The 21,073-nt window shown below is 70.0% G+C and carries 28 protein-coding genes; 11 read left to right on the top strand and 17 right to left on the bottom strand.

Annotated features, from left to right (window positions below; all coding sequences use genetic code 11):
* Positions 1-26: 26 nt before the first annotated feature.
* Positions 27-857, bottom strand: a complete 831-nt coding sequence (locus IE140_RS06845; protein ID WP_373296148.1) for an alpha/beta fold hydrolase — start codon at positions 855-857, stop codon at positions 27-29.
* Between the two features lie 268 nt (positions 858-1,125).
* On the opposite strand from IE140_RS06845, the gene IE140_RS06840 reads away from it, so the two are divergent.
* Positions 1,126-1,890: a hypothetical protein gene (locus IE140_RS06840; protein WP_167533476.1), complete on the top strand. Its 765-nt coding sequence runs from the start codon at positions 1,126-1,128 to the stop codon at positions 1,888-1,890.
* Between the two features lie 58 nt (positions 1,891-1,948).
* Here the strand turns inward: IE140_RS06840 and IE140_RS06835 are convergent, their stop codons facing one another.
* Positions 1,949-2,305 (bottom strand): DoxX family protein, encoded by a 357-nt coding sequence (locus tag IE140_RS06835; RefSeq protein WP_150194468.1) that lies wholly within the window; start codon positions 2,303-2,305, stop codon positions 1,949-1,951.
* Positions 2,306-2,435: 130 nt separating this feature from the next.
* Here IE140_RS06835 and IE140_RS06830 point away from each other — a divergent pair, with 130 nt between their 5' ends.
* Positions 2,436-3,344, top strand: coding sequence for a sigma-70 family RNA polymerase sigma factor (locus IE140_RS06830; RefSeq protein ID WP_150194466.1), 909 nt, complete (start codon positions 2,436-2,438; stop codon positions 3,342-3,344).
* Positions 3,345-3,530: 186 nt separating this feature from the next.
* On the opposite strand, the gene IE140_RS06825 is transcribed toward IE140_RS06830, so the two are convergent.
* The 6 genes from IE140_RS06825 to IE140_RS06800 all read right to left on the bottom strand — a co-directional run bounded on the left by IE140_RS06825 (position 3,531) and on the right by IE140_RS06800 (position 7,312).
* Complete coding sequence (locus IE140_RS06825) at positions 3,531-4,508, bottom strand: hypothetical protein (protein ID WP_229826719.1); 978 nt, start codon at positions 4,506-4,508, stop codon at positions 3,531-3,533.
* Between the two features lie 224 nt (positions 4,509-4,732).
* Positions 4,733-5,053, bottom strand: a complete 321-nt coding sequence (locus tag IE140_RS06820; protein WP_189460189.1) for an LLM class oxidoreductase — start codon at positions 5,051-5,053, stop codon at positions 4,733-4,735.
* Between the two features lie 166 nt (positions 5,054-5,219).
* Positions 5,220-5,597 carry an ASCH domain-containing protein gene (locus IE140_RS06815; protein WP_208836324.1) on the bottom strand — a complete coding sequence of 126 codons (378 nt, stop codon included), beginning with the start codon at positions 5,595-5,597 and terminating at the stop codon, positions 5,220-5,222.
* A 222-nt stretch (positions 5,598-5,819) separates the two neighbouring features.
* The gene (locus tag IE140_RS06810) at positions 5,820-6,146 is read right to left on the bottom strand and encodes a hypothetical protein (protein WP_107411364.1); all 327 of its coding nucleotides are present in this window, start codon (positions 6,144-6,146) and stop codon (positions 5,820-5,822) included.
* A 120-nt stretch (positions 6,147-6,266) separates the two neighbouring features.
* A complete protein-coding gene (locus IE140_RS06805; RefSeq protein WP_150194462.1) occupies positions 6,267-6,476 on the bottom strand; it encodes a DUF397 domain-containing protein in 210 nt (69 codons plus the stop codon).
* Positions 6,473-7,312, bottom strand: a complete 840-nt coding sequence (locus tag IE140_RS06800; RefSeq protein WP_150194483.1) for a helix-turn-helix domain-containing protein — start codon at positions 7,310-7,312, stop codon at positions 6,473-6,475. The genes IE140_RS06805 and IE140_RS06800 overlap by 4 nt, the downstream gene beginning before the upstream one ends.
* Positions 7,313-7,405: 93 nt before the next feature.
* Between IE140_RS06800 and IE140_RS06795 the strand changes: the two genes are divergently transcribed.
* From IE140_RS06795 to IE140_RS06775, 5 genes are read left to right on the top strand one after another with little or no spacing between them, the layout of a single operon-like run.
* Positions 7,406-7,666, top strand: a complete 261-nt coding sequence (locus IE140_RS06795) for a hypothetical protein (protein ID WP_150194460.1) — start codon at positions 7,406-7,408, stop codon at positions 7,664-7,666.
* Positions 7,667-7,701: 35 nt separating this feature from the next.
* Positions 7,702-7,869, top strand: coding sequence for a hypothetical protein (locus tag IE140_RS06790; RefSeq protein WP_229826718.1), 168 nt, complete (start codon positions 7,702-7,704; stop codon positions 7,867-7,869).
* Positions 7,866-8,249, top strand: a complete 384-nt coding sequence (locus IE140_RS06785; protein WP_150194456.1) for a hypothetical protein — start codon at positions 7,866-7,868, stop codon at positions 8,247-8,249. The genes IE140_RS06790 and IE140_RS06785 overlap by 4 nt, the downstream gene beginning before the upstream one ends.
* 29 nt (positions 8,250-8,278) lie before the next feature.
* On the top strand, positions 8,279-8,689 hold the full coding sequence (locus IE140_RS06780) for a hypothetical protein (RefSeq protein ID WP_150194454.1): 411 nt from the start codon (positions 8,279-8,281) through the stop codon (positions 8,687-8,689).
* Positions 8,690-8,699: 10 nt separating this feature from the next.
* Positions 8,700-9,071 carry a hypothetical protein gene (locus IE140_RS06775; protein WP_150194452.1) on the top strand — a complete coding sequence of 124 codons (372 nt, stop codon included), beginning with the start codon at positions 8,700-8,702 and terminating at the stop codon, positions 9,069-9,071.
* Positions 9,072-9,097: 26 nt separating this feature from the next.
* Here the strand turns inward: IE140_RS06775 and IE140_RS06770 are convergent, their stop codons facing one another.
* From IE140_RS06770 to IE140_RS06750, 5 genes are all read right to left on the bottom strand, one after another.
* A complete protein-coding gene (locus IE140_RS06770; protein ID WP_150194450.1) occupies positions 9,098-9,862 on the bottom strand; it encodes an aminoglycoside adenylyltransferase family protein in 765 nt (254 codons plus the stop codon).
* A gap of 277 nt (positions 9,863-10,139) precedes the next feature.
* Positions 10,140-10,616 (bottom strand): hypothetical protein, encoded by a 477-nt coding sequence (locus IE140_RS06765; RefSeq protein WP_229826717.1) that lies wholly within the window; start codon positions 10,614-10,616, stop codon positions 10,140-10,142.
* Between the two features lie 165 nt (positions 10,617-10,781).
* Complete coding sequence (locus IE140_RS06760) at positions 10,782-11,003, bottom strand: DUF6243 family protein (protein ID WP_150194446.1); 222 nt, start codon at positions 11,001-11,003, stop codon at positions 10,782-10,784.
* 212 nt (positions 11,004-11,215) lie between these two features.
* On the bottom strand, positions 11,216-11,419 hold the full coding sequence (locus IE140_RS06755) for a hypothetical protein (RefSeq protein WP_150194444.1): 204 nt from the start codon (positions 11,417-11,419) through the stop codon (positions 11,216-11,218).
* 99 nt (positions 11,420-11,518) lie between these two features.
* Positions 11,519-12,901 (bottom strand): glycine--tRNA ligase, encoded by a 1,383-nt coding sequence (locus IE140_RS06750; RefSeq protein ID WP_032762022.1) that lies wholly within the window; start codon positions 12,899-12,901, stop codon positions 11,519-11,521.
* Positions 12,902-13,077: 176 nt separating this feature from the next.
* Between IE140_RS06750 and IE140_RS06745 the strand changes: the two genes are divergently transcribed.
* The 4 genes from IE140_RS06745 to IE140_RS06730 all read left to right on the top strand — a co-directional run bounded on the left by IE140_RS06745 (position 13,078) and on the right by IE140_RS06730 (position 16,436).
* Positions 13,078-14,130, top strand: a complete 1,053-nt coding sequence (locus tag IE140_RS06745; protein WP_150194442.1) for a metal ABC transporter substrate-binding protein — start codon at positions 13,078-13,080, stop codon at positions 14,128-14,130.
* A gap of 45 nt (positions 14,131-14,175) precedes the next feature.
* The gene (locus IE140_RS06740) at positions 14,176-14,982 is read left to right on the top strand and encodes a metal ABC transporter ATP-binding protein (RefSeq protein WP_150194440.1); all 807 of its coding nucleotides are present in this window, start codon (positions 14,176-14,178) and stop codon (positions 14,980-14,982) included.
* Positions 14,982-15,881 carry a metal ABC transporter permease gene (locus tag IE140_RS06735; RefSeq protein ID WP_150194437.1) on the top strand — a complete coding sequence of 300 codons (900 nt, stop codon included), beginning with the start codon at positions 14,982-14,984 and terminating at the stop codon, positions 15,879-15,881. The genes IE140_RS06740 and IE140_RS06735 overlap by 1 nt, the downstream gene beginning before the upstream one ends.
* A 120-nt stretch (positions 15,882-16,001) precedes the next feature.
* A complete protein-coding gene (locus tag IE140_RS06730; protein ID WP_073216931.1) occupies positions 16,002-16,436 on the top strand; it encodes a Fur family transcriptional regulator in 435 nt (144 codons plus the stop codon).
* A gap of 64 nt (positions 16,437-16,500) precedes the next feature.
* Here the strand turns inward: IE140_RS06730 and IE140_RS06725 are convergent, their stop codons facing one another.
* The 4 genes from IE140_RS06725 to leuA form a co-directional block, all read right to left on the bottom strand.
* Positions 16,501-17,316, bottom strand: coding sequence for an isoprenyl transferase (locus IE140_RS06725; RefSeq protein ID WP_093806597.1), 816 nt, complete (start codon positions 17,314-17,316; stop codon positions 16,501-16,503).
* 62 nt (positions 17,317-17,378) lie between these two features.
* Positions 17,379-18,125: a DNA repair protein RecO gene (gene recO / locus IE140_RS06720; protein WP_006124319.1), complete on the bottom strand. Its 747-nt coding sequence runs from the start codon at positions 18,123-18,125 to the stop codon at positions 17,379-17,381.
* Between the two features lie 108 nt (positions 18,126-18,233).
* Positions 18,234-18,938: a TerB family tellurite resistance protein gene (locus IE140_RS06715; RefSeq protein ID WP_032762030.1), complete on the bottom strand. Its 705-nt coding sequence runs from the start codon at positions 18,936-18,938 to the stop codon at positions 18,234-18,236.
* A 166-nt stretch (positions 18,939-19,104) separates the two neighbouring features.
* Complete coding sequence (gene leuA / locus IE140_RS06710) at positions 19,105-20,889, bottom strand: 2-isopropylmalate synthase (RefSeq protein WP_150194435.1); 1,785 nt, start codon at positions 20,887-20,889, stop codon at positions 19,105-19,107.
* Between the last annotated feature and the right edge of the window lie 184 nt (positions 20,890-21,073).

The raw sequence follows: 21,073 nt of genomic DNA, 5'->3' as shown, positions 1-21,073 counted from the left end.
CCGGCTGTACGCCACCTGTACGCCGCTCAGACAGTTCTCGTCCTCGCCCCCCGAGGAGACGTGAGCGCCGCCGCCGTGACGCGTACGAAGTCCTCCGGGTTGTCCAGCATGATGTTGTGGCCGCAGTCCGGGACGGGGACGACGGACACCCCGGCCCGGGTGAGCGCCTCGGCGCCCGGGAGCGGCCCGTCCGCCTCGGGCAGCAGGTAGGTACGGGGAATCTCCAGCTCCACCAGCAGTTCCCGCATGGTGGGAACGGTCCCCCGGACGAGATGGGTGGCCGTACGGTGCAGGGCCTCGCGGCCGGTGAGGCGCATGGTGGACCACCAGCCGGGCCCCACCCGGTCCCGGACCTCTTCCCAGCCGCCGGCCAGGAACTCCTTCTCCCCGTACGCGGCGATGCCGCTGCTGCCGCCCGCCCCGGGCACGGGCGTGATCGGATCGAGGTTGGCGTCGACCAGGACCAGCCGGGAGACCAGACGGGGGTGCCGGGCGGCGAGGACGACGGCCACCGAGCCGCCCATGCTGTGCGCGATCACTTCGGCACCGGTGACGCCCGCCGACTCCAGGGCCCGCGCCAGGGCGTCGGCGTGCGATTCCAGGGTGTAGTCGAAGTCCGTCGGCCGGTCGCTCAGCCCGTGCCCCAGCAGATCGATGAGCAGCGAACGCCGCCCTGCCAGCAGCGGATGCACCGCGACCTCGGTGAAGTAGGCGGGCGACGTCGCCCCCAGACCGTGTACGTATACGCGGGCCGGCTCCTCCCCCGGCAGCTCCACCCAGCGCATCAGGTCACCGTCCGCCGTCACCGTGGTCGCCCGCACCGTCCGCCCCGTCCCCGCCTCGTGATCCATGTCCATGCTCGGGACGAGAGAGTAGCCCTTGGACCGGGTCCGCCGCCGCCCGTTTCGAGCGGGGCTGGACCCGGACGCCACGCGGGCGCTCCTGGCGCACGTGGGCGGCGGGCCGGGCGGGCGGCGCGGGACCGATCCCCTTCACGAGAACGCCCGCCGGAGCCGATGCCCCATCGTGATGCGCGGGTGCACAACCCCGGGCGGCTGCCGGACGTCTGAAGATCGCCGGAGGGGTGAACCTCCGGCGTCTTTCCGTACGGAGATCGGGGATCAGGTGGGGAAGCAGGTCTGGAGAGCCGTCGTGGCCGGTGGCGCGGCCGCGGTGTTCACGGCCGTGGCCGCGGCGCCGGCCGGGGCGGCCGAGGGCGGGGCCTCGTTCAGCCGTATCCAGGTGAACGGCGGCAAGCCGATCGTGATCGGGACGACGAACGAGGTCGCGGTGCCCGCGTCCTTCCGGATGACGACCACGAAGCAGTGGAAGCAGCCGGGGTTGGTGTTCCTCCACCGCGACAAGGGGAAGGAGCAGCTGTGGCACTCGATCGAGACGAACGACTGCCCCAACCGGATCGGCGTCTGCGACATCGACGAGACGATGTACTTCGACCCGAGCGTGTGGGACATGCGCAACAGCGAGGCCGGGGCCTGGAGGGTCGGGGCCGAGGTGCGCTTCAAGGACGGCGGGGGTGACACCGACGACAAGGGCATGGCGGTGTACGTCCAGCGCAACTCCCGTCTGACCGTGAACGCGTCGCCCGAACCGGTGGCGAAGGGCAGGACCATCACCGTGACGGGCAAGGTGACCCGGGCCAACTGGGAGACCAGGAAGTACGCCTCCTACGGCGGCCGCCATGTCAGCCTGCAGTTCAAGCCCTCCGGCTCCACCTCCTACTCCACGGTGAAGAAGATCTACGCGGACGGCTCGGGCAACCTCAGGACGACCGTGAAGGCTTCCACAACCGGTACGTGGCGCTGGGTGTATTACGGCAACACCACCACCGGGGCGTCGAAGTCGTCCGGGGACAATGTCGTGGTGAAGTGAGGTGAGGTGAGGTGACGGCCGGTCGGCCGGGAAGGCCGAGGCCCCCACCGACCGACGGTCACCGTCCTCCGCCCGCGAAGAAGCCGATGCCGGCGACAGCGAGCAGCAGAAACACACCGGGGAAAGCGATGTTGTGGAACACGCGCGCACGGGCATGGGCCAGGATCGCGCCGACGTAGAACAGAGTCAGTCCGACCGCGGCCGCCAGACCAAGCCTGTGGACACCGAACAGACCGATGGCAAGGCCTGCGGCGCCGGCGAGTTTGAGGGCGGCCAGGTAGGGCAACGCCGCGGGCGGAACGCGTACCTCGGCGGAGTTGGCCAGCACGAAGGGTGCCCGTGCGTAGTCCGCGAAAGCGATGGACACGTTCGCGACGAGACTCGTCACGGTGGCGATGAGCAGTACGGAGGTCATGTGTTCACCGTCTCTCGGTTCATGGCATTCTCATCTCCTCGGGAGCCGTGCCGGGAAGCACGGCAGGAAGGCGGACAGGAAAGGTTCAACCGACCCTCCTGACGTCCGCCCTCCCACGAAGGTGACACCCTTGCCGATCACGGCCGCAGAATTCGAGACCGCCCGACCGCGTCTCCTGTCCGTCGCCCACCGCATCCTCGGCTCGGCCCAGGATGCCCAGGACGCCGTCCAGACCGCGTGGGTACGAGCAGCCGCCGCCCGGTCGGCACCACCGGTCGAGAACCCGACAGCCTGGCTCACCACGGTCACGGCCCGGGTCTGCCTGGACGAACTGCGTGCCCGGCACCGCCGCAAGGAGGCACCGCTGCTCGCGGATGCCGTCCCGGCGGAGGACCTGGCCGCGGACGAGGCGGTCCTCCGCGCCGAGGATGTCTCACGGGCGCTGATGGTGCTGCTGGACCGGCTGACCCCGCCACAACGGGTCGCCTACGTCCTGCACGACCTGTTCGCCACGCCGTTCGACCGGATCGCGGAGGTGCTGGGCACGACCGTGCCCAGTTCCAAGCAGCATGCCAGCCGGGCACGCCGACGCCTCGCCCCCGCCGGCGCCCGCCCGGACGCGGAGCACACCGGCCGCGCCGATCAGCGGCTCGTGGATGCCTTCATGGCGGCGGCCCGGACCGGGGACACACGCAGAATGGTTCAGTTGCTCGCGCCGGACAGCGTCCGTGACGCCGACGCGGCACTCCTGCCGCACGGCGGTCGCACCACCGTGACCGGCGCCGCCCGCATCGCGGCCGAGACCGGGCAGTTCCGCGAGGGCATCCGTGCGGCCTGTCGGCTCACCGTGAACGGCTGCCCGATGTACGTCATCGCCCCGGGCGGGCACCCCTCCGTCCTGATCGAGATCGGCACGTCGGGGGGCCGGATCACCCGTATCGCGTTGCGGCCGGTACGAGCCGACGACCGGTTCGAGGCCCCCCAGCCGCCGCCCCCTCCAGGGGCGGGGGCCCTGCCTTTCGCTCGCGATACGCCCTGACGGGCGCCATCGCCCTTCGGGGCGGGGCGAGGCTCGGAGGGGCTGGGAAGGTCCGCCCCGGATGCCCGCGGCGATCGGATCACTCCGTGACGGGCAGGCACTCCGCGAGCAGAGCGACGACGGTCACGGAAAGGGGTGGGGTGGGGATCTCGTGCGCAGGCCCAGGACCGGCTCGACGAGCGCGGCCTACCTCTTCTTGTGCCACTCGGCGACCGGCAGACCGTCGGGGACCTTGAGCTCGAACGCGCCGCCGATGGCGGTGTCCAGAGCGGCGGCCGGGTCATTGCCGGCACCGAACGCACTGATGGCCAGCAGTTCCTTCAGCTGTGCCCCGGTGCCGCGGAACGCCATGGTCCCCTGCATCGCCGCCCGCGCCCCGTCCGCGTCCATCGGCTTGTTCATCCTCTCCAGCAGGTCCGGAGAGACCCAGCACTCCGGAATCTGTTCGAGGTCCCATTCGGCGTACCAGTGCGTGTTGTTGAGCCAGTTGCGCGGGGGAACCTGACCGTCCACAGCCACCAGGTAGAAAGTGAACTTGATGTTGCCGAGAGAGCGCCAGTCCGCGACGTTCGTGTGTTCGCTCGCCCTGCCCGCGGCCGCGTTGTCGTAGGTCGACGCGATCTCCTGGAAGCCCGGAGGGGTGTTCGGGTCGCTGCCGGTGTAGTGGCGGATCGTCCACCGTTTGGCCATCAGCGGCGCCGCCATCCTCCGGCGGACAGCCTTGACCTTCTCCAGTTGCTCGGAGGCGCTCTTGATGCTGCCGAGCATGTCGAAATCCGCCTGGCCTTCGCCGGCCGGGAACTGCTGGGACGTCATGTACTTCATGAGCTCCCAGGCGTCGTCCTCCGAGTGCCCCGACTCCTTGAGGGCGGCGACGATCTGCTCGGGCGTCTTCGCCTCACGCAGTTCCTCGTCCGCGGTCCGCTGGATGGGCGCGGCCCCGGATCCGTGGTCCGGCCCTGCGGTCTGCGGGGCCGCATGCCCGGCCTCTCCATGCGCCTCCTGCCGCTCCCGGGCGATCGCGCGTGCGACGGCCGCGTTGCCCGCCGCCCGTGGCAGGTGGTGGTGCGGTCCGGCAAAGGGCTCGGTGTCCGCGAGGCCCATCGCCCGCCCCTGCGGGGACCGCTGCTCGGCCTCTTCCTTCTCGCTGCTGTGTGCGCGCACGGGCGCTCACCCCCGGTCGTGGACTACACCTCGGACCCCAGCGTGCGGCGGAACGTCGGTCCGGGGGAAGGGACGTGAGGGCAGGCCGCGGGTAGCACGCGTGCCCTCGGAGCCGTGATCCGTGCCCGACCGCCTTTCATCGCAAGGAGCCGGTGCGATGGCACCGCCTGCCGGCTGCGCCATCTCGCCGGCAGCAGGGCATGGGCACGAGGGGCTGCGTGCGCCTATGCGGGGACCGGTTCGGGGGCGAGGGCGCGCCACGCCTGGCGGGCGAAGGTGCCCGGGGCATCAGTGACCACCTGGACTGCCACATGGTCGGCACCGGCCTGGCGGTGCTCGGTGAGCCGGGCAGCGATCTCGTCCGGGCTTCCCCAGACGAACAGCGCGTCGATCAGCCGGTTGCTGCCGCCGAATGCCAGGTCCTCGGCGCTGCATCCACCACGTAGCCACGCTGAACAGTAGTTACGCAGCTTGACAAGCCAATCTGCTGGGGGCGGGAGCTCCGTCGTACAGGTGCGGGGCGGCACACGTCCGTCTGAAGGCATGGCCCTGTCCGGAAGCCGACGCGTCAGAGTCTCGATCGCCCCACCTTGACGTTGATGGGGGGAAAGCAGTCACAGGTAGTGGGCGTGAAGAGCGACAGGGGCCTGGCCCTGTCGGAGGGCCCGCGTTGCGTCCTGCGGCTCCGGGTGCCGCCTCCGGGGCCTGGGGTCAGTGATCGGCGACCGTACGAAAGCGCAGGCAGGCCAGCATCGTCTCCGGGGTCACCGGAGTGCCGATGGCCTTCCAGAAGCGGGAATGTCCGCTCTTCCATTCCTCCAGGGAGTTGTCACCCTCGCCCTCTGCTTCCGCGTGTTCCCACGGCACGTCCGCGAAGGAGACGAGTTGCACTGCGGTGATCTCGATCGTGGCGAGGCGGGTCCCGTCGTTGGCGAGGAGGGCCAGACGCTCGCCCACGTACTCCAGGCCCTCCGTCTCTTCCCGGTACTCCGCCAGCAACCCCGTCGTCGCGGTCTTCGCCCCGGCGAGTACGAGAGCGTTCAGCCGCTCCCGCAGCTCTCCTCGCGTGCCCAGCTCCAGAGCGCGCATACCGTCCACACGTGGCCACATGAGCCGGACCCCACCACATCTTCTTCGTCTGCCCGCCACCACCGGGTCGGTGACGAGTCTTCAGGGGCGCGACGCTGATCGCGTGTCGTTCGCCGCCCAGTTCAGTATGGTGCGGAGAAGAGGGAAAACCCACGTCAGCGGCGCACCTCACTGATCTTGTTGTCACCCGCATCACGCATACCGCCCGGTGTGGGCACGGCCTCAGTGGGCGAACTCGGGTGCCTGATAGGGAGCCCACCAGCTCGTCAGCCCCCAGACCCCCAGGGCGATCGCGGTGACCGAGACCAGGGCGGCGAGCCACGGGCGATGGAACCGGCGCAAGGTGAGCGACCAGAAGGCGAGCCCCACCATGGCGCCCCCCGCAGCAACGAGGGGCAGGTCCACGTAGAGCACGCTCAGGTCCTGGTGACGCCCGTCAAACCCGCCCTCCACGTTGACCCTCGCCAGCGGCGCCCAGGCGAGGAGCGCCGCCGAGGCACCCAGACCGGCAGCGAGGAAACCGGCAAGACCCTTGAATTCTTCCTTCACGACACCTCGGACGCCACACTCCCTCTCGCAGTTCCCGAGTCGGCCGACAGCACGACCTCGTCCGAGCAGCGGGATGCCCCGTCGTGGGCGACACGGCGGGGCGTCCCGCTGCTCTGTTCGTCAGACGGTGCCGAACGTCCCGCTCCGGACGCCGGCGACGAACGCCGAGAACGCGGTGGCGGGGACCTCGACCACGGGTCCCTCCACGACTTTGGAGTCACGGACCGGGACGATGCCGCGCGCGGCGGCGAGGTTGGCGGCGACCTCGATGCAGTTGCCGCCGTTGTCGCTGTACGAGGACTTGAACCAACGGGGGGACTCGGTCATCACGGGGTGCCCTTTCGCAACTGGCTGATCTTGGCCACAGACGCCGCCTTCGACAGCGCCTCGCTCTGAAATTGATGGTAGGCCGTGAGCATGGGCACCACGAACGAGGTTTCGCGCTCGACCCGCCCCTGCGCCTGGGACTCCGCGTACGCCAGGATTGACCGGTCAGCGAGGGTGAGTAGGTTCACCGGCAGATAGAACGCCCTGCGTGCCCCCAGGCTGAACGGTGCAACCTGGATGATCCAGTTGGGCAACCCCGCCACCTCCTCCAATCGCTGGAGCTGAGCGTCCATGACCTCCGGACCGCCGACCTGCTGATGAAGGCAGCTCTCGTCCATGACCACGAACACCATGGGCGGCCGAGGCCGCACGAGCGCCGCCTGCCGCTCCGCCAGGAACGCAACGCGCTCGTCAGCCTGTTCTGGGGTGATGGATCCGCGCTGCACGTGCCCGTAGGCCACAGCCCTCGCGTAGTCCGGCGTCTGCAACAACCCCGGAATGAGACCGACGTCAAACAGCCTGATCTCCACCGCCCGGCCCTCGTACCCCACGTACTCCGGGAAGCCCTCCAGCAGGTTCCCGTGCTTCATCTCCTGCCACTGGCGCTCGAACGACTCGCTCGTACCGATGAGATCGAATAACCGGTCCGCTTTCCTCGCGAAAGGCAGAGTCGCCGGTTTGCGGCCAGTTTCGATCGCCGAGATGTGCCTGCCCGAGCAGCCGACCATGTCAGCCACCTGATCCTGGATCCAGCCACGCTCCTCGCGCATGCTGCGCAGACGCGCTCCGAAGGCAGCTTGCGGGCTCGCCTCAGGGTTCAGCTGCTTGATGTTTACCAACGTGCCCTCCCATATCCCCACGTTGAAGACGCTTCGACCCTAGGTCACGCTGAATCGCCCCGGTAGCCAAACGGCTACGGAGAGGAGCGATCGATGTACGGCGAGAACTTACGCCCGAATAAGCAGGAGCCCTCCGGCCTCCCCGCCCTCGGAACCCTCCTGGTCGACACCAGCCGCGCCGACCGCGTGGGCGAGTTCCGGGGCGTCGCCGGCCCCTACTGGTCGCTGAGGCCCGTGGGGGGCGGCGCGGAGTGGGAGGCCGAGCCCCGCCACGTCCGCCCCGCGCTCCTCATAGAGCAGCTCCGCGCCCGTACGGCTCGGCTCAACGCCCGCAGCCGGGGCGAGGTCCTGTGAATCCGCGGCAGCCCTCACACCCTCTCACCGAACTCGTGCGCATCGAGTCCGATCCCGCCTACCGGGCTCTGTTCTGCGCCGAGTTGGACGCGGCCATCTTGGATCGCTTCGCGAACCGCTCCGCCGTCGTGGCCGAGGTCCGGGCGGCGGCCGACCGGCTGCGGGCGCTCGTCCCGCACGACGGACCCGGGCCGTCCGCATGAGGCGCGTCACCGGGTACGCCGCCGAGGTCACCGTCTGCGACGGGCAACGATGCGCCACCCTCGGCGGGGTCGTCGTACACAACCGGCGGCTCGCCCTCCTCTGGCTCCGGCGGCAGGCGCTCCGCCTGGCCAACAGCCATGGGCTGCCCCTCACCCCCGAGCCCGTACGGCTGTCGGCCGGCGAGGACGTACGGCCGGTCCATTTCCACGGCTCGGACGCGCCCGAGGAGTTGCGCCGCTGGGCCACCCACGGCGCGCACCAGGATCACGCGATACGGGCCCTGGAGGCCGGATTCCCCGCGTTGTTCACCGTCTCCGATCCCGTCGTCGGGCTGAGCCTGACACTCGCCGGGTGGCACGGCCGCCCCGCCGACCGATAGCCCCCCGACACGAAACGGAGTTGGACGTCGTGCTCCAGTGCACCGCCGTCACCCTTCTCCCTCCCGATGCCGTGCTGCGGCTCACCGCCCCCGGAGCGGACAGCTCCGCAGACCCCGAGCCGTACGTCCTGTGCGAACTCGGCGAGCACGACAGCACGCCCACCGGCCCGCACACCGAACACGCCGCCTACCTCCGGCCCGGCCGAACCCCCGACTCACCAGCCCTCTGGTTCTTCTGGACCGGCAACGGCCCCCAGCTCACCCACCGGGCCGAGACCGCACCCTGGTGCCCCGCCGTCCTGCGCCGGCTCGACTCCGGCCTCGTACGGCGGTGCGCGCTCTTCGACCACCACACCGCAGCCCACTCCTGGGACGTGACCGACCCGCTCGGCGACCTGATCGCCGAACAGCTCGTCTCCGGCGACTCTCCCGAAGGGTGACCCCGTAACCATGAACCAGTGCACCGCCGTCGCACTGCTGCCCCCGCCGGAGCACGTACTCGCCCTGTCCGTCCCCGATGACCACCGCCCGGAGGCCGGGCACGTCCTGTGCGAACTCGGCGAGGACCACGACGGCGAACACTGCGCGATGCTGTGGGACGAGGGCGAACGGCCCGGAAGCGCCGTCTGGATCCGGTGGGACCGGGAGCGCGCCCGGCTCCTCCCGCTTCCCTGGTGCCCCGACCGTGACCCCCGCAACGCCGACGACGCCTGCGGACTCTTCACCGGACACCCCTCCGGACACAGCTGGGAAGTCACCGACCCCACCGACCAGGCCATCACCCAGCACCTGGCCCGACAGCATCCCCACCTGTTCCCATAGGCCGCGTACCGCATCACGACGCCGACTCAGTCGGCTCCGCTGCTCAGCCGTTCGATCTCGGCGAGCACATGACCCACATGTGGACGAACCCGCGTCCACAGCCGCTCGCTCCATCCCTCCTCGCCGTAGCGGCAGTTGAGGTAGAGATGCCTGGCGTGTTCCAGCACGGCGCGGTGTTCGGGAGGGAGCTGGGCGAGGGCCCAGGCGGCGGCAGTGTCCTTCGGCATGATGCGGCCGGTGGAGAGCGTGGTCCAGATACGCGCGAAGGTCAGCAGGACGTTGCGGGTGTCGTCCTCCAGGTCGTCGAGCAGCTCGGGAATGCCCGCCACGCTCGCCCGGACCAGGTCGGAGTACGGGACAGGGTCGAGGACCTGTGCCGGCCGCGGGCCGGTGAGGGGGCGGTCGCCCGTCAGCGTCATCGAGATCAACAGGGCCAGATCGGGCATCGGCTGGGCCCGGGGGATCGTCCCGGCCTCGTACGCGGCGCGCAGCCACTCGCCGTACAGGAAGTCGCAGGTCGGAGGGTAACGCCAGGGCCGCACCTCGGACTGGACGACCACGGTGAGCTCGACCGGGCGGCCCCTGCCCCCGGAGCCGGAAATCCTGAGCAGACCATCGAGAAGCGCCCGTCGTGCCCGCTCGTCCATCGGCTTCCGGGAGACGAGCAGGATGTCCACGTCGCTGGCCGGTCTGAGACCCCCGAGTACGGAAGATCCGTGCAGGTAGGCGCCGATGAGACACCCGCCCAGCACATCGGCGGCGCATCCCACGGTCTCCCGTAGCTGGTTCATCGCGCCAGTCTCCCCTGACTCCCGGCCTGACCGCACAGCCGTATGCCGTGAAGGTCGATGGTGACGGAGCTATGGTTCCGTCCCGCATCGTCCGGCGCGGGGAGGAATGATTCCGGTGAAAGCCCAGGTGAGAAGCGCGTTTCGGCGTACGCCATCGCGGTGCGAGACGACCGGCTGTCGCCGGCCCGTCTGTCGGATTCTTCATGCTGGATCGCGCCAGGACGGCGTTCGCAGGCATCCGTCGAGGGCTTCGCGGCAGCAGCGACTCACGCCGCGGTCATAAGGGATCGAGGCCCTCGTAAGGGCGTTGAGCGTCCCGACGCCGTTGCTCCAGAACTCTCTCCACCGCCTCACGCAGTGGGCTTTCCCGCTTCGCGCGTTCCTCTTCCTCCTGCCGGGCCTCCGCGCGCCGCCGCTCGATCAGATCCCGCCGGGCACGGCGCGCCGCCGCCTCCCGCCACTTGGCCAGCGGCCACCACAGCAGTCCGGTGGGGCGCAGGGTTCCGCGCGGATCGACTCCCAGGCCCGCCCACACGTCACGTGCGTACCCCTTGACCTGACCTGATTCCTGCAACTCCCGGAGCAAGCCGAGCACTTCCTCCTCCGTGACCCACTCCCCGGGGTCGTCGAACTCGGTCAACCGTGGCCGCGCACGTACGCGTACCGCCTCGACGGCGTCGGCGATCTCCTCCGCGGACGCCGGGCGCGCCAACGACTCGACCACGGCCAGGACTTCCTGTCTGCTCGTCTCCAACGCCCCGCCCCCGCTTCGGTTGTCCCCGCACGTCACGCACGCGCACCGCGTCACCCGGCGCTGAAGGAATCGTGTACGGAACCTTCCCCGTGGCTGACGTGGGCACGCACGCGGTCAGGGCCCCGGAGGCAGTGCCTCCGGGGCCCGTCCCAGGTGATCGTGGCGTCAGCTCTGCGCGGGCGACCCGTCGTGGTCGGCGCTCGGCTCCGCGGTCGCGGCCGCCTGGGCCTCGGCGCGCTCGCGCATCTTGCGGACCAGCTCCTGCTTCTTGTCCTCGGCGACCTTGCGGTCGGCGACGCGCGCGGAGCCCGCGCCCTGCTGGTCGGCGCGGGACAGCTTCTTGCGCTGTCCGCCGACGCCGAGAAGGTTGTTACGGCCCTTGGCCATGGTGTTCTCCCCTACGGAAGGTGAAGTGAGTCAGGTGAAGGTGATCGGGGGCGGTCGCACCGACCCCCGGGCTGCGGCGGGGTGTGCGCACCCACCGCGCTCTCACTCGTAGATCTGGAAGAACGAAGACATGCGGAAACCGTACCGCGCTCCTCGCGAACACCGCACCGGGTTTTTCGGCCGCCCGGAAGTCTCGGGCCGCCCGGGGGGCTTCAGGCCGTCGGGTCGACCGTCGCCTGGTGCGCCTGGGCCAGGTGCTCCTCGGCCTTGAGCCAGGGCAGGAACTGCGCCGAGCGCCGCCAGGCGCAGGTGGAGCAGGTCAGCCGGCGTGTCATGCCCGACTTGCTTACCCGCACGACGTGTTCACGGCCGTGCTGGTCCCATCTGCTGACCTTGCTCGTGGTGATCGACGGCATGGCGTACCTCCCGGAACGGCGGCGGGGCTCCGGTGGACCGTACGACGAAGCCCCCGGTTCCGTACCCGGAACCGGGGGCCTCACGCACGGACGCGGGTGTCAGCAGCCGAGCAGACGCGCGCCCAGGTACGCCTGGATCTGGTCCAGCGAGACGCGCTCCTGCTTCATCGTGTCGCGCTCGCGCACGGTCACCGCGTTGTCGTCGAGGGTGTCGAAGTCGACGGTGACGCAGAACGGGGTGCCGATCTCGTCCTGGCGGCGGTAGCGGCGGCCGATGGCGCCGGCGTCGTCGAACTCGATGTTCCAGTTCTTGCGCAGGTCGGCCGCCAGGCCCTTGGCCTTCGGCGAGAGCTGCGCGTTGCGGGACAGCGGCAGGACGGCGACCTTGACCGGGGCCAGGCGGGGGTCGAGGCGCATCACGGTGCGCTTCTCCATGACGCCCTTGGCGTTGGGGGCCTCGTCCTCGACGTAGGCGTCGAGGAGGAACGCCAGCATCGCGCGGCCGACACCGGCCGCGGGCTCGATGACGTACGGCGTCCAGCGCTCCTGGGCCTCCTGGTCGTGGTAGCGCAGGTCGGTACCGGAAGCCTCGGAGTGCGCCTTGAGGTCGTAGTCGGTGCGGTTGGCCACACCCTCCAGCTCGCCCCACTCGCTGCCGCCGAAGCGGAAGCGGTACTCGATGTCGGCGGTGCGCTTGGAGTAGTGGGAGAGCTTCTCCTTCGGGTGCTCGTACCAGCGCATGTTCTCCTCGCGCATGCCGAGGTCCGTGTACCAGTTCCAGCGCTGGTCCATCCAGTACTGCTGCCACTCCTCGTCCTCGCCCGGCTTGACGAAGAACTCCATCTCCATCTGCTCGAACTCACGGGTCCGGAAGATGAAGTTGCCCGGCGTGATCTCGTTCCGGAAGGACTTGCCCATCTGGGCGATGCCGAACGGCGGCTTCTTGCGCGAGGTCTGGAGCACCTGGCCGAAGTTGGTGAAGATGCCCTGGGCGGTCTCGGGGCGCAGGTAGGCGACCGAGCCGGAGTCCTGGGTCGGGCCGAGGTGGGTGGAGAGCAGACCCGAGAACTGCTTGGGCTCGGTGAAGGTGCCCTTGTTGCCGCAGTTGGGGCAGTTGAGGTCGGCGAGGCCGTTGACCGGCGGCTTGCCGTGCTTCTCCTCGTACGCCTCCTCCAGGTGGTCGGCGCGGTAGCGCTTGTGACAGGAGGTGCACTCGGTCAGCGGGTCCGAGAAGGTGGCGACGTGACCGGAGGCGACCCAGACCTCGGGGGCCAGGATGACCGACGAGTCGAGACCGACCACGTCCTCGCGCGCGGTGACCATGTAGCGCCACCACTGACGCTTCAGGTTCTCCTTCATCTCGACGCCCAGCGGCCCGTAGTCCCAGGCGGCCTTCTGGCCACCGTAGATCTCACTGCAGGGGTAGACGAAGCCACGGCGCTTGCTCAGGCTGACGATGGTGTCGATCTTGTCGGCGGCCACGGTGCTCTCTTCATACGACGATGACGAACGGCGAAGGGCTCAGGGTACCGGCGTGCGCACCCCCGGTATCAAATCGGTAGGGGGCGTACGGGGTCCCGCGGAGCCGTCTCGTGATCTTCCGGGCATCTCATCAGCCTTGTTGACAATCGTTTCCACATTTGTTGAAAATGACTGTCATGAACGTACGTCGCCTCATACCCACCACCGCCGTCGCCGGAGCAGTCGTCCTCGGTCTGACCGCTCTCTCGGCCTGCTCCACCTCCGACGCGGCGGACGGGGGCAACGGCGACAAGCTGAAGGTGACCGCGTCGTTCTACCCGATGCAGTTCCTGGCCGAGAAGATCGGCGGCGAGCACGTCGCCGTCACCAGCCTCACCAAGCCGGGCGTCGAGCCGCACGACCTGGAGCTCACCCCCCGCCAGATCGGCTCCATCAGCGAGTCCGACTACGTGCTGTACCTCAAGGGCATCCAGCCCGCCGTGGACGACGCCATCAAGCAGTCCGGTGTGAAGAACACCGTCGACGCCGCGACCCTCACCACGCTGGAGAACCACGGGTCCGAGGTCAGCGGCCACGACCACGGCCACGAGGGCGAAGAGCACGCGGACGAGCACGGCCACGAAGGCGAAGAGGGCCACGGCCACGAGGGCGAGGAAGCCCACGAGGAGCACTCCGAGGGCGACGGCCACAACCACGGCGAGGAGGGCGGCGCCGACCCGCACATCTGGCTGGACCCGGTGAAGTACGCCGAGGTCGCCAAGGGTGTCGGCAAGTCGCTGGAGAAGGCCGACCCCGACCACGCCGCCGGCTACAGGAAGAACACCGACGCCCTCGTCGCCGAGCTGGGCGAGCTGAACACGGCGTACGAGACCGGGCTGAAGAACCCCGCCACCAAGACCTTCATCACCACCCACTCCGCCTTCGGCTACCTCGCCGAGCGCTACGGACTCACCCAGCAGGGCATCGCGGGCATCGACCCCGAGGCCGAGCCGAGCCCTGCCCGGATCCAGGAGATCCACACCATCGCGGAGAAGGAGAAGGCCACCACGGTCTTCTTCGAGACGCTCGCCAGCGACAGGACCGCGAAGACCCTCGCGAAGGACACCGGGCTGAAGACCGGCGTCCTGGACCCGCTGGAGGGAATCACGGAGAAGTCCCAGGGCGCTGACTACATCGAGGTCATGAAGTCCAACCTCGCCGCGCTGCAGAAGGCCCTCGGCGCGAAGTGACCCGCACCACCCGCACCACTTGTGACGTTCGGATCGGAGGCGCTCATGCCGGAGCGTGAGAGCACCCCCCGCGAGGCCGCCCCCCGGCCCGCCCAGGAGGCCGTCATAGCCCTGCGCGGCGCCACGGCCACCCTCGGGGCGCGCCCCGTGCTGCGCGGGGTCGACCTGACCGTGCGCCGCGGTGAGGTCGTCGCGCTGCTCGGCGCCAATGGTTCCGGCAAGTCCACCGCCGTACGGTCGGTCATCGGGCAGGTCCCGCTGACCGGCGGCAGCGTCGAGCTGTTCGGCACCGAGCTGCGCCGCTTCCGCCGGTGGGGCCGGATCGGGTACGTCCCGCAGCGCACCACGGCCGCGGGCGGTGTGCCCGCCACGATCCGCGAGGTCGTCGCCTCCGGCCGGCTGTCCCGTACGGGGCTGCGGTGGCCGGGGAAGGCGGACCGGGCGGCCGTGGAGCGCGCCATCGAGCTGGTGGGCCTGGCCGACCGCGCGAAGGACTCCGTGAGCGCCCTGTCGGGCGGCCAGCACCAGCGCGTGCTGATCGCCCGCGCCCTGGCCTCCGAGCCGGAGCTTCTGATCATGGACGAGCCGATGGCGGGGGTGGACCTGGCCAGCCAGGAGATCCTGGCCTCGACCCTGCGCGAGCAGGTGGCGCTCGGCACCTCCGTACTGCTGGTGCTGCACGAGCTGGGCCCACTGGAGCCGCTGATCGACCGGGCCGTCGTCCTGCGCGACGGCTGCGTGACGCACGACGGGCCGCCGCCCGAGGCGCTCGGCCAGCACGCCCTGCCCGGCCACGACCACGTACACCCCCACGCGGCCGCCGAGCCCGTCCGGACGGGACTGCTGACCTGATGCTCTTCGAATTCCTCAACCCTCCTTTCATGCAGCGGGCGCTCATCGCGGCCGTGCTGGTCGGTATCACCGCGCCCGCCATCGGCATCTACCTGGTGCAGCGGCGGCAGGCCCTGATGGGCGACGGCATCGGGCACATCGCGATGACCGGCGTCGGCCTCGGCTTCCTGCTCTCCACCAGCCCCGTGTGGATGGCCACCGCCGTCGCCGTGGCCGGCGCGGTCACCATGGAGCTGATCCGCTGGTACGGACACACACGCGGCGATCTCGCCCTGGCGATGCTCTTCTACGGGGGCATGGCGGGCGGCGTCATGCTGATCAACCTGTCCGACACCGGGTCCAACGCCAATCTGACCTCGTACCTCTTCGGCTCGCTCTCCACCGTCTCCGATTCCGACGTCATCGCCATTTCCGTGCTGGCCGCCTTCGTGGTGCTGGTCACGGTGGGGCTGCGGCGGCAGCTGTTCGCGGTCAGCCAGGACGAGGAGTTCGCCCGGGTCTGCGGACTTCCGGTGCGGGTGCTGAACCTGCTGGTCGCGGTCACGGCCGCGGTGACGGTGACCGTCGCGATGCGGGTCGTCGGGCTGCTGCTGGTCAGCGCGCTGATGGTGGTGCCGGTGGCCGCCGCCCAGCAGATCACCAAGTCCTTCAAGGTCACGTTCGTGCTCTCCGTGGTGATCGGCACGGCCGTCACCCTCACCGGCACCGTGACCTCGTACTACCAGGACGTTCCGCCCGGCGCGACGATCGTGCTGCTGGCCATCGCGGTGTTCGTCGCGCTGACCGCGCTCGCCGCTCCGCTCGCGCGAGGGCGGGCGCGGGCGAGCGGGACGAAGGAGGCCGAGTGCACCCTGGAAGTACCACCGGCCCGGCGTGGCGCGGACGACGTGCACGTGTGACCGTCCGTCCGTGCGGACGACCGTCCGTACGTGACCGGACGACGTGCGCGTTTGAGTAGGGCGCCCGGTCGGGCTGGCACAATGGCCCGACACATGTACGGGCGACACGAGGAGGCACCTGTGGCCACGGCGCCGATCAGTGGCACGAACGCAGCCCCGGTACGCGGCCGGTCCACCCGGCAGCGGGCGGCGGTGGCGGCGGCGCTCGACGAGGTCGACGAGTTCCGCAGCGCCCAGGAGCTGCACGACGTCCTCAAACACCGCGGCGACTCCGTGGGCCTCACGACGGTCTACCGGACCCTGCAGTCCCTCGCCGACGCCGGTGAGGTCGACGTCCTGCGCACCACCGAGGGCGAGGCCGTCTACCGCCGGTGCTCGACCGGCGACCATCACCACCACCTGGTCTGCCGGCTCTGCGGCAAGGCCGTGGAGGTCGAGGGCCCGGCCGTCGAGCAGTGGGCCGAGATGATCGCCGCCCAGCACGGCTATGTGAACGTCGCGCACACCGTCGAGATCTTCGGCACCTGCGCGGAGTGCGCCGCGAAGAAGGCGTAACGGACGGCACGGAGAGAGGGGCGGGCCCGGTGCACACGCACCGGGCCCGCCCCTCTCTCCGTGCTCACTTGGCGGCTTCCGCCTCCTGCGCCCCGCCGAAGCGGCGGTCGCGCTGCGCGTACTCCAGGCAGGCCCGCCACAGGTCCCGGCGGTCGAAATCCGGCCAAAGAACGTCCTGGAAGACCATCTCGGCGTAGGCGCTCTGCCAGATCAGGTAGTTCGAGGTGCGCTGCTCGCCGCTGGGGCGCACGAAGAGGTCCACGTCCGGCATGTCCGGGTAGTAGATGTACTTCTGGAAGGTCTTCTCGTTGACCTTCGACGGGTCCAGCTTCCCGGCCGCCACATCCTGGGCGATGCGCTGCGCGGCGTCCGCGATCTCGGCGCGGCCGCCGTAGTTCACGCAGAAGTACAGCGTCATCGCGTCGTTGTTCTTGGTCTGCTCCTGGGCGACCTGGAGCTCCTGGACGACGGACTTCCACAGCTTGGGCATGCGGCCCACCCAGCGGATGCGGATGCCGAGCTCGTCCATCTCGTCGCGGCGGCGGCGGATCACGTCCCGGTTGAAGTTCATCAGGAACTTCACCTCGTCCGGCGACCGCTTCCAGTTCTCCGTGGAGAAGGCGTAGAGCGAGAGGTTCTTCACGCCCATCTCGATGCAGCCCTTGAGCACGTCCATAACAACGCCCTCACCGACCTTGTGGCCCTCGGTGCGGGGCAGACCCCGCTCCTTGGCCCAGCGGCCGTTGCCGTCCATCACGACGGCGACGTGCTGGGGCACCAGCTCGCCGGGGATCTTCGGCGGCGTCGCGCCCGAGGGGTGCGGCTCGGGGGTCTTGTACGTGCGCCGGTTACGGCCGCCGAGGATCCCGCGTACTGCCATGAGCTTCTCAGTCTCCCTGTGTCACTTCTCCACGCACCGCGCCGTCTGCCCGACGCACCGCGTCACTTCTCGACGTACCGCAGCGAGCGCAGGCCGCGCTCCAGATGCCAGTGCAGATAGGCGGACACCAGCCCGCTCCCCTCCCTGACATGACGCGCCTCGCACGCGTCCGCCGTCGCCCAGTCGCCGCTGAGCAGCGCGCTCAGCAGTTCCAGGGCCTGTGCCGAGGGTACGACGCTGCCGGGGACCCGGCAGTCACCGCATATGACGCCCCCCGCCGCGACGGAGAAGAACCGGTTCGGACCGGGCATTCCGCACTTGGCGCAGTCCTCGAAGCTGGGCGCGTACCCGTTGACCGCGAGCGAGCGCAGCAGGAACGCGTCCAGGATCAGATGGGGGGCGTGCTCACCCCGGGCGAGGGTGCGCAGGCCGCCGACGAGCAGCAGATACTGCTGGACGGCCGGTTCGCCCTCGTGGTCGGTGAACCGCTCGGCGGTCTCCAGCATCGCGGTGCCCGCGGTGTACCGGGCGTAGTCGGCGACGATCCCGCCGCCGTACGGGGCGATCGTCTCGCTCTGGGTGCAGAGCGGCAGCCCGCGGCCGACCAGCTCGCTGCCGCGCGCGAAGAACTGCACGTCGACGTGGGAGAAGGGCTCCAGTCGGGCGCCGAACTTGGATTTGGTGCGGCGCACCCCGCGGGCGACGGCGCGGACCCGGCCGTGGCCGCGGGTCAGGATCGTGATGATCCGGTCGGCCTCGCCCAGTTTCTGCGTACGCAGCACGATGCCGTCGTCCCGGAACAAGCTCATGGGCCCATTGTCGCCCACCGGGGGCGGCCGGCGAGGGCCCTGGGGCCTCTTTACCGGCTTACCGGTTCGTATGCCCGTCCACGCGGGCGTACGAGGCTGCCTGCGGGCCTACGACGGCGTACGGGCCGCCTCGGCCAGCACCCGGGCGGTCTCCTCGGCGGGGATGCCCAGCGCGCTGCCGACGGTCGTCAGGACCTGGCGCTCGGCGGCGCAGTAGGGCCCGTCGGCCAGGGCGATCCGGGCCCCCTGGAGGAGGACGGACTCGCGGCCGGCACCGGCCAGGTGCGGGGCGAGCGGGGCCAGCACCTCGTGCAGTTCGATGGCGAGGGTCGGGCCGCAGGCCTCGGCGGCCGGGTCGGCGCCGGAGCCGCGGCCGGTGTCGGCGGCGAGCACCTCGACGACGGTGAACAGCTGCTCCTGGGTGCAGTCGTCGAGCCCGGCGTCGCGCACGGTGGCGACGGCGGCCTCCAGGACCGTGCGGGAGGTGGTGCCCCCGGCTGCGAGGACGGCCAGGGTGACGGTGTGGACGGCCTCGCGGAGCATCGCGGAGAACCGGGTCGTGGTGGGATGGTCCAGCGCCTCGGGGGCGTGGTGGGCCAGGCAGGCGGCGCACTCGACGACGGGCTCGGCCTCGCCCCGGCCGACCAGCGGGACGCCGAGGACGGTGAGCCGGCGGCGGCCGGTGAGCCGGCGGTAGTTGCGGTCTCCCCCGCAGCAGGGGCAGAAGAAGACGCCGTCGCCGACGGCGTCCCAGACCGTGCGAACGCCGCAGAGGACCGGCCTCAGAGCGCGTTGTCCTTTGGCTGATCGCACGTCGCACACCTCCGTAACGCTCCGGCAACACTGCCGTGTGTTGGACGTGATGTTAGCCACATTCACGAGGGGGCGTCAGCCTCTTGGACGTCACAACCCTCGGATATGGCCGAACCCCGACCTCCCGGAGCGGGGCGGTCGGGGTTCGGGTCGTGCCCGTTCGGCGTCAGCGGGTCGCGCGGTTGACGGCGGAGACGACCGCCTTCAGGGAGGCGCGGGTGGTGTTGGCGTCGATGCCGATGCCCCACAGGACCTTGCCGTCGATCGCGCACTCGATGTACGAGGCGGCCTGGGCACTGGCTCCCTCGCTCATCGTGTGCTCGGTGTAGTCCAGCAGCCGGGCGTCGATACCGATGGCCTGCAGCGCTTCGAAGAACGCGGAGATCGGGCCGTTGCCGGAACCGGTCAGGACGGTGTCGACGCCGTCCACGACGGCTTCGACGGTCAGGGTGTCGGTGCCGTCGGTGTCGGAGGTGGTCTGGCCGGAGCGCAGCTGGATGCGGCCCCAGCGCGCACCCGCGTTGTCTGCGTTGGGCAGGTACTCGTCCTGGAAGGTGGACCAGATCTGCGTCGGGGTGACCTCGCCGCCCTCGGCGTCGGTCTTGGCCTGAATGATCCGGGAGAACTCGATCTGCATGCGGCGCGGCAGGTCCAGCTTGTGGTCGTTCTTCAGGACGTACGCGATACCGCCCTTGCCGGACTGCGAGTTGACGCGGATGACGGCTTCGTAGGAGCGGCCGACGTCCTTCGGGTCGATCGGCAGGTACGGCACGGCCCACTCGATGTCGTCGACCGTCTTCCCCTGGGCCGCCGCGTCCTTCTCCATCGCGTCGAAGCCCTTCTTGATGGCGTCCTGGTGGGAGCCGGAGAAGGCGGTGTAGACCAGATCGCCCGCGTAGGGGTGGCGCGGGTGGATCTCCATCTGGTTGCAGTACTCGCTGGTGCGGCGGATCTCGTCGATCTGCGAGAAGTCGATCTGCGGGTCGACGCCCTGGGAGAACAGGTTCATGCCCAGGGTGACCAGGTCGACGTTGCCGGTGCGCTCGCCCTGCCCGAACAGGCAGCCCTCGATGCGGTCGGCTCCGGCCATGATGGCCAGCTCGGCGGCGGCGACGGCGGTGCCCCGGTCGTTGTGCGGGTGGACCGACAGGCAGACGTGCTCGCGGCGGGTCAGGTTGCGGGACATCCACTCGAAGCGGTCCGCGTGGGTGGAGGGCGTGGAGCGCTCCACGGTGGCGGGCAGGTTGAGGATGATCTCGCGGCCCTCCTCCGGCTGCCACACGTCGCAGACGGCCTCGCAGACCTCCAGGGCGAAGTCCAGCTCGGTGTCGGTGAAGATCTCCGGGCTGTACTGGTAGCCGAAGATCGTCTCCGGGCCCAGGATCTTCTCGGCGTACTCCATGACCAGCCGGGTGCCGTCCACCGCGATCTGCTTGACCTCTTCGCGCGAACCGCGGAAGACGACGCGGCGGAAGGTCGGGGCGGTGGCGTTGTACAGGTGGACGGTGGCCCGGTGGGCGCCGACCAGGGACTCCACGGTGCGCTCGATCAGCTCCTCGCGGGCCTGCGTCAGGACGGAGATCGTCACGTCCTCGGGGATCGCGCCCTCTTCGATGATGGAGCGTACGAACGCGAAGTCGGTCTCACCGGAGGACGGGAAGCCGACCTCGATCTCCTTGTAGCCCATCTTCACCAGCAGGTCGAACATCTCGCGCTTGCGGGCCGGGGACATCGGGTCGATCAGGGCCTGGTTGCCGTCGCGCAGGTCGGTGGACAGCCAGCGGGGCGCCACGGTGATGCGGTTGTCGGGCCAGGTGCGGTCGGGGATGTCGACGGCCTCGTAGCGGCCGTACTTGTGGACCGGCATCCCGGAGGGCTTCTGCAGCTGCGTCGCGTTGGTGATCGGGGTGGGGCGGCCGACAGAATTACCGGCGGGATTCACGGTGGTCATGGCGTAGGGCTCCTCGGTCCAGCGGGGATCGGCCGACTGTGTCGCTGCAGCACCAGACTCCGCGGGGAGGGGGTCGGCCTACGACTACAGGCCCTCGCCGCGGCAGCTAAGAAGAAGCAGCCCGAAACGCATGATGCGACGAGCGTAACCGAGTGTGGCCCGTGGTGTCGGTCCGTATCAGTAT

The organism is Streptomyces parvus (assembly GCF_014648875.1).
Lineage (GTDB): Bacteria > Actinomycetota > Actinomycetes > Streptomycetales > Streptomycetaceae > Streptomyces > Streptomyces parvus.
The sequence above is the reverse complement of the archived record's forward strand: the minus strand, read 5'-3'. Positions and strand labels throughout refer to the sequence as shown.

Coding starts and splice junctions, on each gene's coding strand:
- IE140_RS06845 (WP_373296148.1), bottom strand. CDS start 857: ATGGACATGGATCACGAGGCGGGGACGGGGCGGACGGTGCGGGCGACC.
- IE140_RS06835 (WP_150194468.1), bottom strand. CDS start 2,305: ATGACCTCCGTACTGCTCATCGCCACCGTGACGAGTCTCGTCGCGAAC.
- IE140_RS06820 (WP_189460189.1), bottom strand. CDS start 5,053: ATGCCTTCAGACGGACGTGTGCCGCCCCGCACCTGTACGACGGAGCTC.
- IE140_RS06815 (WP_208836324.1), bottom strand. CDS start 5,597: ATGCGCGCTCTGGAGCTGGGCACGCGAGGAGAGCTGCGGGAGCGGCTG.
- IE140_RS06795 (WP_150194460.1), top strand. CDS start 7,406: ATGTACGGCGAGAACTTACGCCCGAATAAGCAGGAGCCCTCCGGCCTC.
- IE140_RS06785 (WP_150194456.1), top strand. CDS start 7,866: ATGAGGCGCGTCACCGGGTACGCCGCCGAGGTCACCGTCTGCGACGGG.
- IE140_RS06775 (WP_150194452.1), top strand. CDS start 8,700: ATGAACCAGTGCACCGCCGTCGCACTGCTGCCCCCGCCGGAGCACGTA.
- IE140_RS06770 (WP_150194450.1), bottom strand. CDS start 9,862: ATGAACCAGCTACGGGAGACCGTGGGATGCGCCGCCGATGTGCTGGGC.
- IE140_RS06760 (WP_150194446.1), bottom strand. CDS start 11,003: ATGGCCAAGGGCCGTAACAACCTTCTCGGCGTCGGCGGACAGCGCAAG.
- IE140_RS06755 (WP_150194444.1), bottom strand. CDS start 11,419: ATGCCGTCGATCACCACGAGCAAGGTCAGCAGATGGGACCAGCACGGC.
- IE140_RS06745 (WP_150194442.1), top strand. CDS start 13,078: ATGAACGTACGTCGCCTCATACCCACCACCGCCGTCGCCGGAGCAGTC.
- IE140_RS06740 (WP_150194440.1), top strand. CDS start 14,176: ATGCCGGAGCGTGAGAGCACCCCCCGCGAGGCCGCCCCCCGGCCCGCC.
- IE140_RS06735 (WP_150194437.1), top strand. CDS start 14,982: ATGCTCTTCGAATTCCTCAACCCTCCTTTCATGCAGCGGGCGCTCATC.
- IE140_RS06725 (WP_093806597.1), bottom strand. CDS start 17,316: ATGGCAGTACGCGGGATCCTCGGCGGCCGTAACCGGCGCACGTACAAG.
- recO (WP_006124319.1), bottom strand. CDS start 18,125: ATGAGCTTGTTCCGGGACGACGGCATCGTGCTGCGTACGCAGAAACTG.
- leuA (WP_150194435.1), bottom strand. CDS start 20,889: ATGACCACCGTGAATCCCGCCGGTAATTCTGTCGGCCGCCCCACCCCG.